This window comes from Spartobacteria bacterium UBA695, assembly GCA_002298145.1.
In the GTDB taxonomy this organism is placed as follows: Bacteria; Verrucomicrobiota; Verrucomicrobiia; order Chthoniobacterales; family Chthoniobacteraceae; genus UBA695.
In genome coordinates this window covers 294,850-307,920 of record DBMP01000015.1, presented here as the reverse complement: position 1 = coordinate 307,920, position 13,071 = coordinate 294,850, and the positions used below count along the sequence as shown (strand labels likewise).

At 61.5% G+C, this 13,071-nt stretch carries 13 protein-coding genes and 1 tRNA gene; 3 read left to right on the top strand and 11 right to left on the bottom strand.

The window, feature by feature from the left end:
- Positions 1 to 41: 41 nt before the first annotated feature.
- From B2828_RS10265 to B2828_RS10250, 4 genes are all read right to left on the bottom strand, one after another.
- A complete protein-coding gene (locus B2828_RS10265; protein WP_479633638.1) occupies positions 42 to 686 on the bottom strand; it encodes an N-acetylmuramoyl-L-alanine amidase family protein in 645 nt (214 codons plus the stop codon).
- A 154-nt stretch (positions 687 to 840) separates the two neighbouring features.
- Entirely contained in the window at positions 841 to 1,731 is an 891-nt protein-coding gene (locus B2828_RS10260; protein ID WP_479633637.1) for a hypothetical protein, read from the bottom strand.
- 85 nt (positions 1,732 to 1,816) lie between these two features.
- The gene (locus B2828_RS10255; protein ID WP_479633636.1) at positions 1,817 to 4,072 is read right to left on the bottom strand and encodes an SUMF1/EgtB/PvdO family nonheme iron enzyme; all 2,256 of its coding nucleotides are present in this window, start codon (positions 4,070 to 4,072) and stop codon (positions 1,817 to 1,819) included.
- Entirely contained in the window at positions 4,069 to 5,223 is a 1,155-nt protein-coding gene (locus B2828_RS10250; protein WP_479633635.1) for a tetratricopeptide repeat protein, read from the bottom strand. Before B2828_RS10250 ends, B2828_RS10255 begins: the two co-directional genes overlap by 4 nt.
- 133 nt (positions 5,224 to 5,356) lie before the next feature.
- On the opposite strand from B2828_RS10250, the gene B2828_RS10245 reads away from it, so the two are divergent.
- On the top strand, positions 5,357 to 6,871 hold the full coding sequence (locus B2828_RS10245) for a TolC family protein (RefSeq protein WP_479633634.1): 1,515 nt from the start codon (positions 5,357 to 5,359) through the stop codon (positions 6,869 to 6,871).
- A gap of 22 nt (positions 6,872 to 6,893) precedes the next feature.
- On the opposite strand, the gene B2828_RS10240 is transcribed toward B2828_RS10245, so the two are convergent.
- From B2828_RS10240 to B2828_RS10230, 3 genes are all read right to left on the bottom strand, one after another.
- Positions 6,894 to 7,445 (bottom strand): hypothetical protein, encoded by a 552-nt coding sequence (locus B2828_RS10240; RefSeq protein WP_479633633.1) that lies wholly within the window; start codon positions 7,443 to 7,445, stop codon positions 6,894 to 6,896.
- A gap of 63 nt (positions 7,446 to 7,508) precedes the next feature.
- Positions 7,509 to 8,495 carry a glycoside hydrolase family 130 protein gene (locus tag B2828_RS10235; RefSeq protein ID WP_479633632.1) on the bottom strand — a complete coding sequence of 329 codons (987 nt, stop codon included), beginning with the start codon at positions 8,493 to 8,495 and terminating at the stop codon, positions 7,509 to 7,511.
- A gap of 136 nt (positions 8,496 to 8,631) precedes the next feature.
- Entirely contained in the window at positions 8,632 to 9,318 is a 687-nt protein-coding gene (locus B2828_RS10230) for a hypothetical protein (protein ID WP_479633631.1), read from the bottom strand.
- A gap of 321 nt (positions 9,319 to 9,639) precedes the next feature.
- On the opposite strand from B2828_RS10230, the gene rnhA reads away from it, so the two are divergent.
- Positions 9,640 to 10,110 carry a ribonuclease HI gene (rnhA, locus tag B2828_RS10225; protein WP_479633630.1) on the top strand — a complete coding sequence of 157 codons (471 nt, stop codon included), beginning with the start codon at positions 9,640 to 9,642 and terminating at the stop codon, positions 10,108 to 10,110.
- A gap of 92 nt (positions 10,111 to 10,202) precedes the next feature.
- Positions 10,203 to 10,277: transfer RNA gene (locus B2828_RS10220), tRNA-Val, on the top strand.
- A gap of 152 nt (positions 10,278 to 10,429) precedes the next feature.
- Here the strand turns inward: B2828_RS10220 and B2828_RS10215 are convergent.
- The 4 genes from B2828_RS10215 to B2828_RS10200 all read right to left on the bottom strand — a co-directional run bounded on the left by B2828_RS10215 (position 10,430) and on the right by B2828_RS10200 (position 12,867).
- The gene (locus tag B2828_RS10215; protein ID WP_479633629.1) at positions 10,430 to 10,921 is read right to left on the bottom strand and encodes a hypothetical protein; all 492 of its coding nucleotides are present in this window, start codon (positions 10,919 to 10,921) and stop codon (positions 10,430 to 10,432) included.
- Positions 10,922 to 11,290: 369 nt separating this feature from the next.
- Positions 11,291 to 11,548, bottom strand: a complete 258-nt coding sequence (locus B2828_RS10210) for a YceB family lipoprotein (protein WP_479633628.1) — start codon at positions 11,546 to 11,548, stop codon at positions 11,291 to 11,293.
- Positions 11,549 to 12,263: 715 nt separating this feature from the next.
- Entirely contained in the window at positions 12,264 to 12,485 is a 222-nt protein-coding gene (gene infA, locus B2828_RS10205; protein WP_479633627.1) for a translation initiation factor IF-1, read from the bottom strand.
- Between the two features lie 73 nt (positions 12,486 to 12,558).
- Positions 12,559 to 12,867 carry an RNA recognition motif domain-containing protein gene (locus B2828_RS10200; RefSeq protein ID WP_479633626.1) on the bottom strand — a complete coding sequence of 103 codons (309 nt, stop codon included), beginning with the start codon at positions 12,865 to 12,867 and terminating at the stop codon, positions 12,559 to 12,561.
- Positions 12,868 to 13,071: the final 204 nt, after the last annotated feature.

Here is a 13,071-nt window from a genome sequence, read left to right as displayed (position 1 = left end):
CATCCGCTGCCGCCCTCTGGTTCGATATGATGTAATCCGCTTTAGCCGGAATGGTCTTTGGCGTCCTTTTTCTTCGCGGGCTCCGGGGTCTTGGTTGAGGCTACCTGGCCGTCGGTGATGGCCTTGGCGATGGCCTGGGCGAGCTTCTCCCGGTAGGCCGGGGTGAGGCAGAGCGCTGTTTCCTGCGGGTTGGTGAGGAAGCCGCATTCCACCAGTACGGCGGCGCCGCGCGTTTTGCGCAGGACGTAGAGGGCGCGCCGCTTGACGCCGCGCTGCTCGCCCGGGTGCATCCGCTCCAGCTCGCTGTAGACGCGCGTGGCGATGGGGGCTGACTTCGGGTTGTAGTAGAAGGTCTCGAAGCCGTTGGCACCGCGCCGCATGCCGGAGTTGAAATGGATACTGACGAAGAGCGCGCCGGGATGGGCATTGGCGATGGCGACGCGCGCGGGCAGCGGAACGAAGGTGTCGTTGGTGCGGGTCATGATCGTGCGGATGCCTTCCTCGCGCATGATTTCCCCAAGCCGCCCGGCGACGTCGAGGGCGAGGGTTTTTTCGCAGGCCAGGTTAAGGGGGATGCCGCCGGGGTCTTTGCCACCGTGGCCGGCGTCGATGATGACGGTGTTGAAGGCGTGGCCGCTGGCCGCAAGGGAGAAAAGCGGGAGAAGCAGCAGGAGGATGCGTTTCATGTCCGGCAATCAATCGAATCCGGCGGGAGGCGCAAGCGGTAATTAATCGAATGTTTAAACAAGGTTGATATAGGCCAAAAAATGGAAACGCCGCGTGGGCGATTGAAGCCACGCGGCGTTGAAAGAGGTGCGGGAGGGGAGCCTAGGGGATGGGCTACTGTGCGGGTACTGGCACGGGCCGGTCGGAAAGTTTGTTGGGGACCTTTTCGCCGGGATCGCCCGGGGCTCCGGTGCGGGAGGCGGTGCCGCCGTAGACGGAGATGGAGCCGGAGGCGTTGCGCCGCAGGGTGGGGCGGTACTTGGTGGTGGTGTAGGTCTCCTGGGAAATGATTTCGCCGTCCAGGCTGACGCGGGTGAAGAGGTAGGCCTTTTGGCCGATGAGCTGGAGGACGTTGACGACGTTCTGGCCGTCAAACTGGACTTCGGGGTCGATGCCCGAGATGATCCGCCCGAGCCCCAGTGTGCTGTAGACGACGGCGTTGTCGGGGTCCTCGACGCGGACGTAGAGGTAGGTGGACTCAGACCTGCGGAAGGTCAGTAGCGAGACTTTGCGCGTGCCGCCCGCGCCGTTGTAGCCGGAGGGAACGCCTGCGTTCTGCTGCCAGACGAGCTTGCCTTCGCTGAGCTCCAGGCCGATGACGGGCGACTGGTAATATTTCTCGCGGGCGGAATCGAAGATAGTGGCGCGTATCCGGTAGAGCCCGAGTTCGCCCATGGGGAAGAGGTTGTTGAGCACGACGCTGCGCTTGATGGTCTGGCCCATGGCGAGGGTCAGCGGGGGCTGGCGGTAGAAGGGGTCGTTGGGCGGGATGATGCGGGAGGTCTCGCCGTAGTTGACCTGGAAGCCGAACCAGCTTTGCGTGGGCGAGTCGGTGAGCGTGATGTCGCGGCCGCTGAGGTTGGCTACGGTGACGGTGGCGACGATCGGCTCGTAGACCATGAGGAAGCGGCGCTTGATGTCGAGCGAGACCTGGAACTGGGCCTGGGCTGACTGCACAAAGGCGACGGCGAGGAGGAGGGCGAACAGGAGGAGGCGGGGGCGCATGGGAATCCTCGTAAATACGCTCAAATTGGCGCTGCGCCAGTCCTTTTTTTCCGCATGGGGTAAAAACTGGCGTGCGAAACCGGGCTTATTTCTTCGGCGCGGTGTCGGAAACGCACCGGAAGCCGACGTACTCCAGCTCGGTGGTGGGCTCCACGGCGCGGCGCTTGAGCAGCGTGGCCTCGGCGAGGTGGAAGGAGCCGCCGCGCACGACGGGCCCCTTGGCGGTGGTCTTTTCGATCGTGTCCAGCGTGCTGGTCCACTCGGCGACGTTGCCGAGCATTCCCTGGGCGCCATAGGGGCTCAGGTCTTTGGGCTTGAGGTCGACCGGGTTCCACCAGAAGTAGCCGTCCACGGTTCCCTTTGACTCGGGGTTGGGGATCTCGATGAAGTCCTTGCCCAGGTTGGCCGCGCCTGCCTGGAAGGCCGTTCCCCACGGGTAGGGGCGGCCGTCGGTTCCGCGCGCGGCTTTCTCCCATTCCTGCTCGGTCGGGAGGCGCTTGCCAGCCCAGTTGGCGTAGGCGCAGGCGTCCCAGTAGTCGACGTTGAAGATGGGGCAGTTCAGGTCGATGGGCACGGACTTGGCCGGTTTGCCCGCGAGGGCCCGGGAGTACCAGATGTTCCACGAGACCGAGTTGCGGTCGGGGATGTGGTTGGTTTTGCCTTTGGGCTGGTTGGGGGCGTCGAAGCGCGTGGGGTTTTCGCCGTTGTTTACGGCTTTAAGGAACTTGGCGTAGTCGGCGATGGTGACTTCGTATTTGTCGATCCAGAATTCGCCGGTTGTGGCTTTCTGGCCGTCCTGGAAGATGAATTCGCCTGCCGGGACGTAGACCATCTGGCTTAGGTTGCGCGCGTTGGTGGTGAAGAATTTCCAGTAAACGAACCCGCACGTGGCCCCGAGGGCGACAATGGCGAGGACGATGGCGAGGACGATGGAGCGCTTTCGCTCTTTCTTCATTTTTTCCACGGCGCGGATGGCCACTTGGTCGCGGGCGGTGATTTTGCTGGCGTCGGCGGGGATGACTTTCGGGGCCAGTTCGTTGACGGCTTTGAGGACTTCGTTCCAGTCGGAAAGGCCGTTGGCTTCGGCCATGGCCATGCGGGTGAGGAGCGCCTGGAAGCCTTGGTTGGCGGCTATGCCCCCCGGCAGCAGGGCGGAGACGGCCTGGCCCAGGGCGGAGATTTCGCTGCCCGTGGCTTCGCATCCCGCGCCTTGGAGTACGGCGAGGTTGGCGAGGTGCGGGTCGCTGTTTTTGTCGAGGAAAACGGCCCGGGCGGTCAGCGGGGCGCGGGGGATTTTGTTCTGCTGGAGGTAGAGGAGGCCCTCGGCGACGGTTTTGATGAGCCGCAGGGCGATTTTGTCGTCGATGTTGACGCCCTCTTTTTTCAAGTGGGCGAGGTGGTTGCCGTCGACGTATTCGCTGGTGTGGTAGACGTAGCCGTCGGCTTCGCCCGCCTCGAAGACGGAGATAATGGCGGGGTGCTTGACGGCGGCGCGGGCCCGGACGACGGCCTGGTAGCGCTCTTTGGCCTTGGCGTCGCCCTGGAGCAGGCTCTGAGAGAGGACGGAAAGTGCCACGGGGCGCGACATGGAGGTCTGGTTGGCCAGGTAGAGGTCGCCCCACTCGTCTTGCCCAAGTTTGCTGATGACGCGGTAGTGGCCGATTTTAAGCTGGTTCTGGGCCACGGGAACGGCCACGGGGGCTGCTTTGGGAGCGGCTGCGGGCGTGGCAACGGGTGTTGCAACTGGGGTGGCTTTGGGAGCGGCGACGGGAGTTGCTGCGGGGGTGGCCTTCGGCGTGGCAACGGGTGTTGCCGCAGGGGTGGCTTTGGGCGTGGCAACGGGTGTTGCCGCCGGGGTGGCCTTTGGCGTGGCAACGGGTGTTGCCGCAGGGGTAGCTTTGGGTGTGGTGACGGGAGTTGCTGCGGGGGTGGCTTTGGGCGCGGCGATCGCAGATGGGCGAGGCTGGGAGGGGGCTTCGCGGAAATTCAGCAGGACGGCGATGCCCGCCACGGCTTCGCCGAGAAGATTCGGGTCCGCAGGCTTGGTGAAAACATGGCAACCGGCGGTGTAGGGGCTGTAGTCGCTCAGGTCGTAGCCGGAGATGAAGATGGTCTTCATTTCCGGGAAGGTCTCCTGCAATTGCCCCCGAAGGGTGAACCCGTCCACGGGGTCCATCACTACCTCGGTGACGAGGAGGTCGACGCCTTGCAGCGTTCCGGCCGTGGCCAGGGCTCCGGCGCTGTTGGCGGAGGCTACGGTGGGGTAGCCGGGCTGGCTTTTGAGCAGGTCAACCAGGCCTTGGAGGAAAGAAGGGTCGTCGTCTACACAAAGAATTTTCATCGGGGGAGATCGTTGGAGGAGGGGAGTGCGGCGGGGGGAATAAATTGGCCGAGGAGTTTGGGAGGATCGGCAAACTTTGCGTTCAGGACGCCTTTATAATAGACGCGCACGCTGTAGCCAAAATAATTCCGCCGTTCCTTTGTGCGCGGGTCCTTGGGGTCGTACTCTGGCTGGGCGTAGGTGACTTCCAGGGTCTCCGGGTCGGGTGTGGACCAGTCCACGGCCTGCACTTCGCCCTCTTTGTTGACGCGGCGGTTCCAGGAGGTGGTGACGTTGGCGTTGGTCTCGACAATCGAGCCGTCGCGGAGCGCTTCGTAGAAGAAGACTTGGATGACCACATCGCGCGGGTCGACTTTACCGCCTCCCTGGGCCTGGATCGGGACGGCGAGGGTCAGGCGTCGGGCGGGTTGGCTGGTGCCGGTGTCGTCGGTGGTGCCGACTTTGCCAAGCGAGAGGATTACCGGGGGCTCCTTGCCGCCGCCGTTGCCGTTGCCGTTGCCGTTGCCGTTGCGGTCCGGCAGGAGGGAGCCGTTGGAGGGGTTCCCGGCGAGCGCCTCGCGCTGGGCCTTCGCGGCGGCGGAGGCGGCGGCTTCCTCGGGTGAGAGGTCGGGCAGCTGGAGCGAGCGCAGCTTGGCTTCGGCGGCTTCGTAGTAGATCCCGGCCCGGGTGCCCATCTGGTAGATGCGCCGCCATTGCTCGATGGCTTTGTCGGTGAGGCCCATTTTCTCGTAGGTCACGGCCATTTCCGAAACGATCGGGGCGTAGTTGGAGTAAATTGTCTGGGCCTGGCGGAGGCGCGACATGGCGGTGCCGGTGTCACCCGCTTCGCGCAGTTCGCGCGCCTGGGCGATCAAGCCTGCGACCTGCATCTGGGGCGTCGCCGGGGCGGGGGCCGCCGGAGCCGGAGTTGGCGTGGGGGTGGCCAGGCCGGTGACGAGGGATTTCTCCTTCGCGGCGGCTACCAGCTGTTCCTCCTGGCTCTTTACCGCAGCGGCGCTGGGCGCTGGGCCTGGCTGGGGCGGCTGTGGGGTGGCCGTGGCGAGGGTGGAGGCGGCTTTCGGCTGGGTGAGGAAATGCCATGCCACGGTGACGGTTTCCACGGCGCCGGTGAGGCCCAGTAGAATGGCCGCAAGCAGGAAAGTCCGGCTCAAAGCGCGTCTGGGCATGGGCATTTTAGGAATCATACAGGAGGGGAACTCGCAAAGGTAGGCAGGCAAAAACCCGATGTCAACGAAGCACAGTGCTTGATTCCTTAGCTGGATTAGACTAGGGGGATAGCCCCAAATGTCTCCCCAGCTTTCCAAAAGCCTCGCCGCGGTCCTTTCCCTGGCCCTGATTGTGTCTGCGCTTCCGGTTTCTGCAAAACCGAGGACCACGCCTACGCCCTCGCCCGCCGTCGCCGGGCAGCAAAACCGGGGGCAAGCCCAGCCGCAGGTTCTCAAACTGACCTTGCGCAAGGCCATTGCGCTCGCGATCGAAAATAACCTCGCCATCAAGGTGGCCGAGTTCGAGCCGGACATCGCCGATGCCCGCATCACTGCCGCCGAGGGGACCTTTGACCCGACCTTAAACCTCGGAGGTGGCCATAACGTGACGAACTCCTCCATCGATGAGACCCAGGCCGGGAACTACTATGCCAATATCGCCGGTAAATCCATCTGGGGCACGCAGTACAGCGTGGGCATTACCGGAACGACCGCCCGCTACAGCGACTACTGGTCGCAGAGCGGCCTTTCGCTCTCCCAGCCGCTGCTGCGCGGCTTCGGCACCGCCGTCAACCTCGCCTCTCTGCACATCGCCCGCAATAACCGGGAGATCAGCGAGTGGGACTTTAAGCAAGAGGTCATCAACGTCGTTACCGAGACGGTCTACTTCTACAACCAGCTCTACTCCGCCCAGCGCAACTACGAGGCTAAGAAACGTTCGCGCGACTTGGCCCTGGAGCTTTGCAAGGAGGAGGAGGCGCGGGCTGAGATCGGCGTCAAGGTAGCCCTGGACGTCATCACCGCCCAGGCCGAGGCCGCCTCGCGCGAGGAAGCTGTCATCCTGGCCAAGAACGACATCGAGAATAACGAGCGCTACCTCAAACAGCTCATCACCTGCGACACCCGGACGCTCCTCTTTACCCCTGTTGATATCGAGCCGCCGCCGGAATCGGTCACGGGCGACCTGGATGTGGACGCGGGCGTGTGCGATGCCCTCAAGGAGCGCCCCGACTATCAGCAGGCGCTCGTCGCGCTCAAGACCCGCAACATCAACATCGTCACCGCGCGCAACAGCACCCTGCCGCGCCTCGACCTCGTGGCCAGCCTCGACCTGCTCGGCGTCAATGCTCGCGACCTGGCGGGCAGCATGCGCTACTGGGGCAATGGCGTGCGCAACCCCGAGGACTGGAGCATCGGCGCGGTCTTTAGCGTGCCGCTGGGCAACCGCGCCGCCAAGGGAAGCTACAAGGAGGCCAAGCTGCTCAAAGCGCAGGCGCTGGTGAACCTCAAAAAACTGGAGCAGAGCATCATGGTCGACGTGGCGTATGCCGCAGGCGAGGTCAATACCGCGCACAAGCGGATTGACTCAACCCAGGAGGCCCTCCGGCTTGCCCAGGAGAGCCTCGATGCCGGACGTAAACGCCACGATGCCGGAAAGGCGACGACCTACGAAGTGCTGCAACTCCAGAAGTCGATGACCGAGTCGGAAGCCTCTCTCATCAACGCCCAAGCCGACTACCGCAAAGCCCTTTCCGAATACGACCGCCAGACCGGCGTGACTCTTCTGCGCAATGCCGTGAAGATCACGCACTAGCCCCGGGGAGCGGAGGCCGCCGCTAGCGTTGGAACATCCGCCCCAGGCGCTGGATGAAATTCTCCTGCGGCACCATGGGCGTCTGCCGGTAAACGCGGCGGGCCCGCGCTCGTGCCGCCGCGGCCTGTGCCGTGGGATCGGGCCGCGCCTTTGCGGCCTTCGTCGTGCGCTCGCCCACCACCGGCTGGGCCTTTTCCACCGGCTCCAGCTGTACCACGGCCTCCTGGGCGCGGCTCCAGTGGAGATCCCTCCGGAGCTTTAGGTTGGCGATCTGGCGCTGTAGACTGGCCTGGGCGTCTCCCGTCAGCGTGGCGGCGTGGCGTTCCATTTCGGAAAGCTGGGCGTCGAGCGAGGCAAAGGCTTGGTCCATCTTTCGCCGGGCCGTGGGCGAGGGGGCGTCTTTATAACGGTCCACTTCGCGCCGGATGTACTGCGTTTCAAAATGAAGCGTCTCGGGGGCGGGAGGCGGGGGCGCCGACTGCGCTGACTTGCGCCCGTCCGGCCCGCACGCCGTCAACCCTGTCACTACCAACAATGCCCACCATGCGCGCACACGCAGGTTTCGGGGGCGCATTCCGGGATGGATGGGCCCCCCTCCCAACGCCGCAGCGGCGGCCAAACTTGCAGCGGCGGCGGCCTAGACGCGCGAGTGTGCCTTGATGAAAGCGACCAGTTCCTCCACTTGGCAGAACGCCAGCGAAGTGACTGTGTCAGCCGCGCCGCAATAAAGCGCCACGCGCCCCGTGGCGGCATCGACAAGCGACGTCACCGGGAAAACGACGTTCGGCACGAAGCCCGTCAGCTCGTAGGGAGCCTCCGGCATCAGGATCGCCTGGTTGGTGCGGTAGAGCACCTTCCAGGGCTGGTCCAGATCGAGCAGCGCCGCCCCCGTGCTGTAGACAAAGCCGTTACAGGTTTCGGCCACTCCGTGGTAAAAGAGCAGCCAGCCCTCGCTGGTCTCGATGGGCGAGGGGCCCGCGCCGATCTTCTTGTCCTGCCACCAGGCGAGCCCCTTGGCCATGACGTGGCGGTGCTTGCCCCAGTACGTCAGGTCCGGGCTTTCGCTGTAGAAAATATCGCCAAAGGGCGTGTGGCCCGTGTCGCTCGGGCGGCTGAGCATGGCGTATTTGCCGTTGATCTGGCGGGGAAAAAGGACGCCGTTGCGGTTGTAGGGCAGGACGGCGTTTTCGAGTTGCTCGAAGGTCTTGAAATCACGCGTGCGGGCGATGCCGATCGTCGGCCCATGGTAGCCGTTGCACCAGGTGACGTAGTAGTCCTCCCCGATGCGGGTCAGGCGCGGATCGTAGCCGTATTCCCGTTGGGCGATCTCGGCATCGGCGCAGATGAACTCGATCTCCGTGGGGCTGAAGCTCCAGCTCAGGCCGTCCTCGCTCCAGCCCACGTGCAGGTGCGGCATCCGGTCTTTGTATTCCGTGCGAAAGACGCCGACGAACTTCCCCTCGAAGGCGACCACGGCGCTGTTGTAGATCCCGGTGGCCTGCGGCAGGGGGCGGCGGTCGATGATCGGGTTGGCATCGTAGCGCCAAATGACGTCGGGGCAACCCGCCGGTTTGGGCTGCCAGGGGAGGTTGGGGACAGAGTCACCATGGATGATAAGAGGCATAGGGAGTTTAAGCGGAGAGGGTGGAAGGGTTGATCAACCCACAAGGTCCCACTCTCGCGGAGCCAAATCCATCCGCTTGTTGTCTGACAGTTAACTTAGGGAAGCTTTCCCGGGGCCTGTCGCCGCGGCGCAACACCTAGAGCCCCGCCATCGAGCGCGCCTCGCGGATGGAGGAGCGCGTCCCGCCCAGCCGCGAAAGATAAGGGCACACCGGGGCCAGCGCCGAGGCCTTCTCCAGCGCCTCGGGGTGCTCCAGGCGTGAGAAAATGGCATAGGCGATCCGGGCGCGCGGAACGGCCTTCTCCCCGTAACCGCCGGGCACGTTGCTTGACCAGAAGCGCACCATCTCCACCCCCTCGCGCTTCTCCAGACCGAGGAAAATCACCGAATGCCCGCGCTCATGGCGGCCCACCTCCTGCGACCAGAAAATCTTCATAAAATCCCCCGGCCGCGCCTCCTCGAAACGTTCGAAATTCCGCCCCAGGCCCAGTTCCTGGAAAAGCCGCGCCGTCCCCGGGCCATTGGCATTCCACCGGCCCCAGATCCCGTCGCCGTCGAGTTGCCCCCTTACCCGCAGCGCCTCCAGCGTCGCCGGGTCGAGCCGCAGCGGCGCGACGGCCTTTAGGAAAACCAGGTACGTCGCCTCCGAGCAGAAACTCGGGGTCGCCCCCGAGGGCTCTACCGTCAGCACACCCCCGCGGACCTCCACCGCGCGCGAGAGGTGATCCAGCGCCCCGCGGTTCGCCGCATAGGCACCGCCCCGGGGCATCGAAGCCACCCCCGCCAGCACCCGTTCATTCCAGTCGGCCCCCCTGGCGATCATTGAGAAAAAAAGCGCCGCCAAAAGCGCAAGGGCCGGGAGTAGCCGGTGCGCGAGAGAGGCGCGTCTTTGGCAGGGCGAGAGAAAAACGTCCGCAGAAGATTGGGATAGCATGGGCAGGGTGGGCAGTCTGGATGGGGGCATAATGGAAAAAAGCCCGGCAACTTCGCTGCTGTGGGCCAAATCGCAAGTGAGAGATCGCCCGGTTCCCCTGAAAAAACGCTCCAAACTGGACAAAACGCCCCCCGCGCGGCACCCTTTCGCCCTCATCTCCCCATCCTTGCACCTCCCCTAAACCTCCAAAGCGAACCCGCCATTTCCCCATTGAAAAAAGTCACCATCTACACCGACGGCGGATGCCACGGGAACCCCGGCCCGGGCGGTTGGGCCGCGGTGCTGTTATGGAACGGCCGCACCAAGGAACTCAACGGCGGCGACCCTGCCACGACCAACAACCGAATGGAACTCCAGGCGGCCATCGCGGGCCTGGGCGCGCTACGGGAGCCGTGCGAAATCGAGTTTTTCACCGACTCCGAGTACCTGCGCAAGGGCATCACAGAGTGGATCAAGGGGTGGAAAGCGCGCGGCTGGCAGACCCGGCAGAAGACGCCGGTGAAGAACGACGACCTCTGGCGGGCGCTCGACGACGCCGTCCAGGGGCACAGCATCGTCTGGCGGTGGGTCAAAGGCCACGCGGGCAACCACTACAACGAGCGCTGCGACGTCCTGGCCGGGGAAGCCATCGCCCGGGTGAAGAAAGAGCGGAGGGGCGTACCTGTTGGCGCAGGGGTTTGAAAATTTCGGGAAAAAAGCCGATTTTTCGGCTTGCAAAGCGGAGGCATTTCAAAGAGCTTTATCGCCCCGCAACGCTTTGCGGCAAAAGGAACGCGCGGTTAGCTCAGCGGTAGAGCACTACCTTGACACGGTAGGGGTCACAGGTTCGAACCCTGTATCGCGCACCATTTCTTGTTGATTCCGAGGGCCTTGCGTGAGCGGGAGGCCGCATTGCGTAAAGCTCCGTTTCCCTATTTAGCACACCCATTTACTCTGGGAAGCCGATGAGTTTAGCACAGCGAATTAAGCGCAGATCATCGGCTGGCCTGCAGCACCATTTTTATGGCGTATGCGTAGGTCTCAAAAATATCAAACCCGATCCAGACAGGAAAAACGCAATAGACGCCCACGTTGGAAAATTGCTGTTGTATATCCTGAGGGCATCGTGCTCATCGAGGTAAGTCGCCTCTTTTGTTTGAACGGAAAAGATAAATAACCGCTTATCTGCGCTCAGACTGTTTTCGTTGCCCTTCGGAATTGAGATCGAAATGGAATCGCCAATCTTCAAATCCGACTGAAAACGATCTTGTGAAAAAGAATCCAAAAAATCAGCGGGAATCTGAAATGTGGCCTTATACCCAACGAGGTGAATATAATAATAAACATGCCCCCTCGAACCGGCCTTGAAGGAATATGAACTCATCTGGCCGCTGACCACAGAAAGACCGCTAGAATCTTTCACTTTCTGCTTGGTCAACTCATGGAAGCCGAAAGCGGCGGAAACAAATAAAAACAGCAACCCAACGAAGAATTGTCGTTGTCTGCGACTCATACCACAACTTTCGTTTTTGACATGGGCGGGAATTCTGAGAAGGGCAGCAGTTACCGTCAACCGTTTCTTTTTCGACCCGTGCGAATTGAGGAGGGGGAAACCGCAGGGAAAGAACGTTTATTTAGCACAGCACTTTTTAGCACAGGCGAAAAACTCCTCTGTAAAATGCGATTGAGTACGAACTTGACACGGTAGGGGTCACAGGTTCGAACCCTGTATCGCGCACCATTTTTTCTATTCTGAAAAGTGGGCCTCCCGCTAACTCCTAGAAAACTGGCCCACCAACGCCCTACGCCATAGCGTCGACTCCTCTCGCCCTCCAAATGGGCACCGCCCCCACGATGATTTTCAAGCATTACGGGTTCTGCGTCATTCCTCCGCAATAATATTAACTCCATTCCGGTTAAGTTTTTCGGAGGCATACTCGCATGCGGTTAGGTTTTTCATGTAAATATCAAATCTGGGAATCCCGCTTCGAGTCATGTTTCCTGTCGCCACTATCTTGTCAATCACGCCTGTGGCCTTTTTTCTGGCGGTTTTGTCGAGCAAGATTACATTGTGAGCCTTCTTTGCCTGTACGAGTATATTCCTATTAAGAGCGTAGTTATTTCCGATGCCTATTTCCATCGTCTCTGAAAACGAACGCCTTGAGATCTGATAGCGTGGAGCGTTAATAACAAGTGTTAGCATGTTTTAATGTGATTCATGTTGAAGGTGGAAAGTCAACTGCGGAAACGTTGTTGCTCAAAACGGTGCATTCCGCTCCAATCTATTAAACTCCATCTCCCATTGCAGCACATCCAGTAGGGCATATCGTTCGGCCCTAATCCGGGCTTCCATCCGTGCTCAATGGTCTGGAACATTATATGCGAGGCTTTCCATTTTTTGGGTGCAGCAGATGACGGAAAAGAGGCTCTGCTTTTTGATGTCCTTGCTCTGGGCCGGTTCCAAGTTGTTGCCGAAGGAGGATCGCAGATGCCAACGCTTGAGGCATCCGGGGCATTCTTTGGAAAGGCCGATGTGTTCGGCGGGCATACGCACGACGCGAATGCGGCGGCGGCGGGGGGGCGCCCGGAGGATGGGCGGCGCGGTTATTGGCCTAAAAAACCAGGCTGTCTTTGCCGTTGCCTTGGTTTTTTTTTGCGAGAGGATACGCCGTGACCCGCCTCGGCGTTGGCGGGTTGGCCCTTGCGGGCCCTGGTTTTCTGATTTGGGTGTTTTTGTTTTGTGGACGCTGTCCACAAAAAGCCATCCGTCGGCACCCATCCGCCGGAGTTCTTCCCGCGTTTACAGACGGAGGAAGATGCTACCTACTTGCGATCAATGAAAAAACAGGGGGCGATTACCCCTGTAACCGATAAACAATGCGCGCCTTGTTGAGGTCGTAGGGCGACATTTCGAGTTTGACCCGGTCGCCCAGCGTCAGTCGGATGAAGCGCTTGCGCATTTTGCCGGAAATATGGGCGAGCACGAGGTGTTCGTTGGCCAGTTCGACCCGGAACATCGTGCCTGCCAGTACAGCTTTGATTTTGCCTTCAGTTTGTATGGTATCGTTTACAGCCATGAGATTAGTGCTTTGAAACAACGACCGGCCAGCCCCCTTTCGAGGACTGGCCGGTCGACTGAAATCCGTTGAATTAACGGCGCGAACCACCGCGGGATCCGCCGCCGGAGAACGAACGGCCGCCGTTCCCACCACGTTCTTCGCGGGGGCGGGCTTCGTTGACCGTAAGGGCGCGGCCTTGGACTTGTTTGCCGTGAAGGGCGCTGATGGCGGCTTCGCCTTCCGAGGCGCTGCCCATCGTCACGAACGCGAATCCGCGCGAGCGGCCGGTCATGCGGTCTTGCATCAGGGCGGCTTCAGAGACGGTGCCGTATTGGGCGAAAAGATCCTGAAGGTCGTTTTCGGTGGTATCGAAGGAAAGATTTCCGACGTAAAGTTTCATAGTAATGGTGGTGGAGTCTCAATCGACAAGCTGCAAAGCCGTTCCCGAGAATCGGGTCTCAAAATCACCACCGGGCGAACCCACCTGACAATTTACCGAGCAACGAACTATCCAAATATCAAATCCAATTCCCCCTAGCATGAGGCTTTTCGGGAAATAAGCAACAGAAATTTTGGGGTGGGCTGCGAGGCTTCCGGTTCCCGG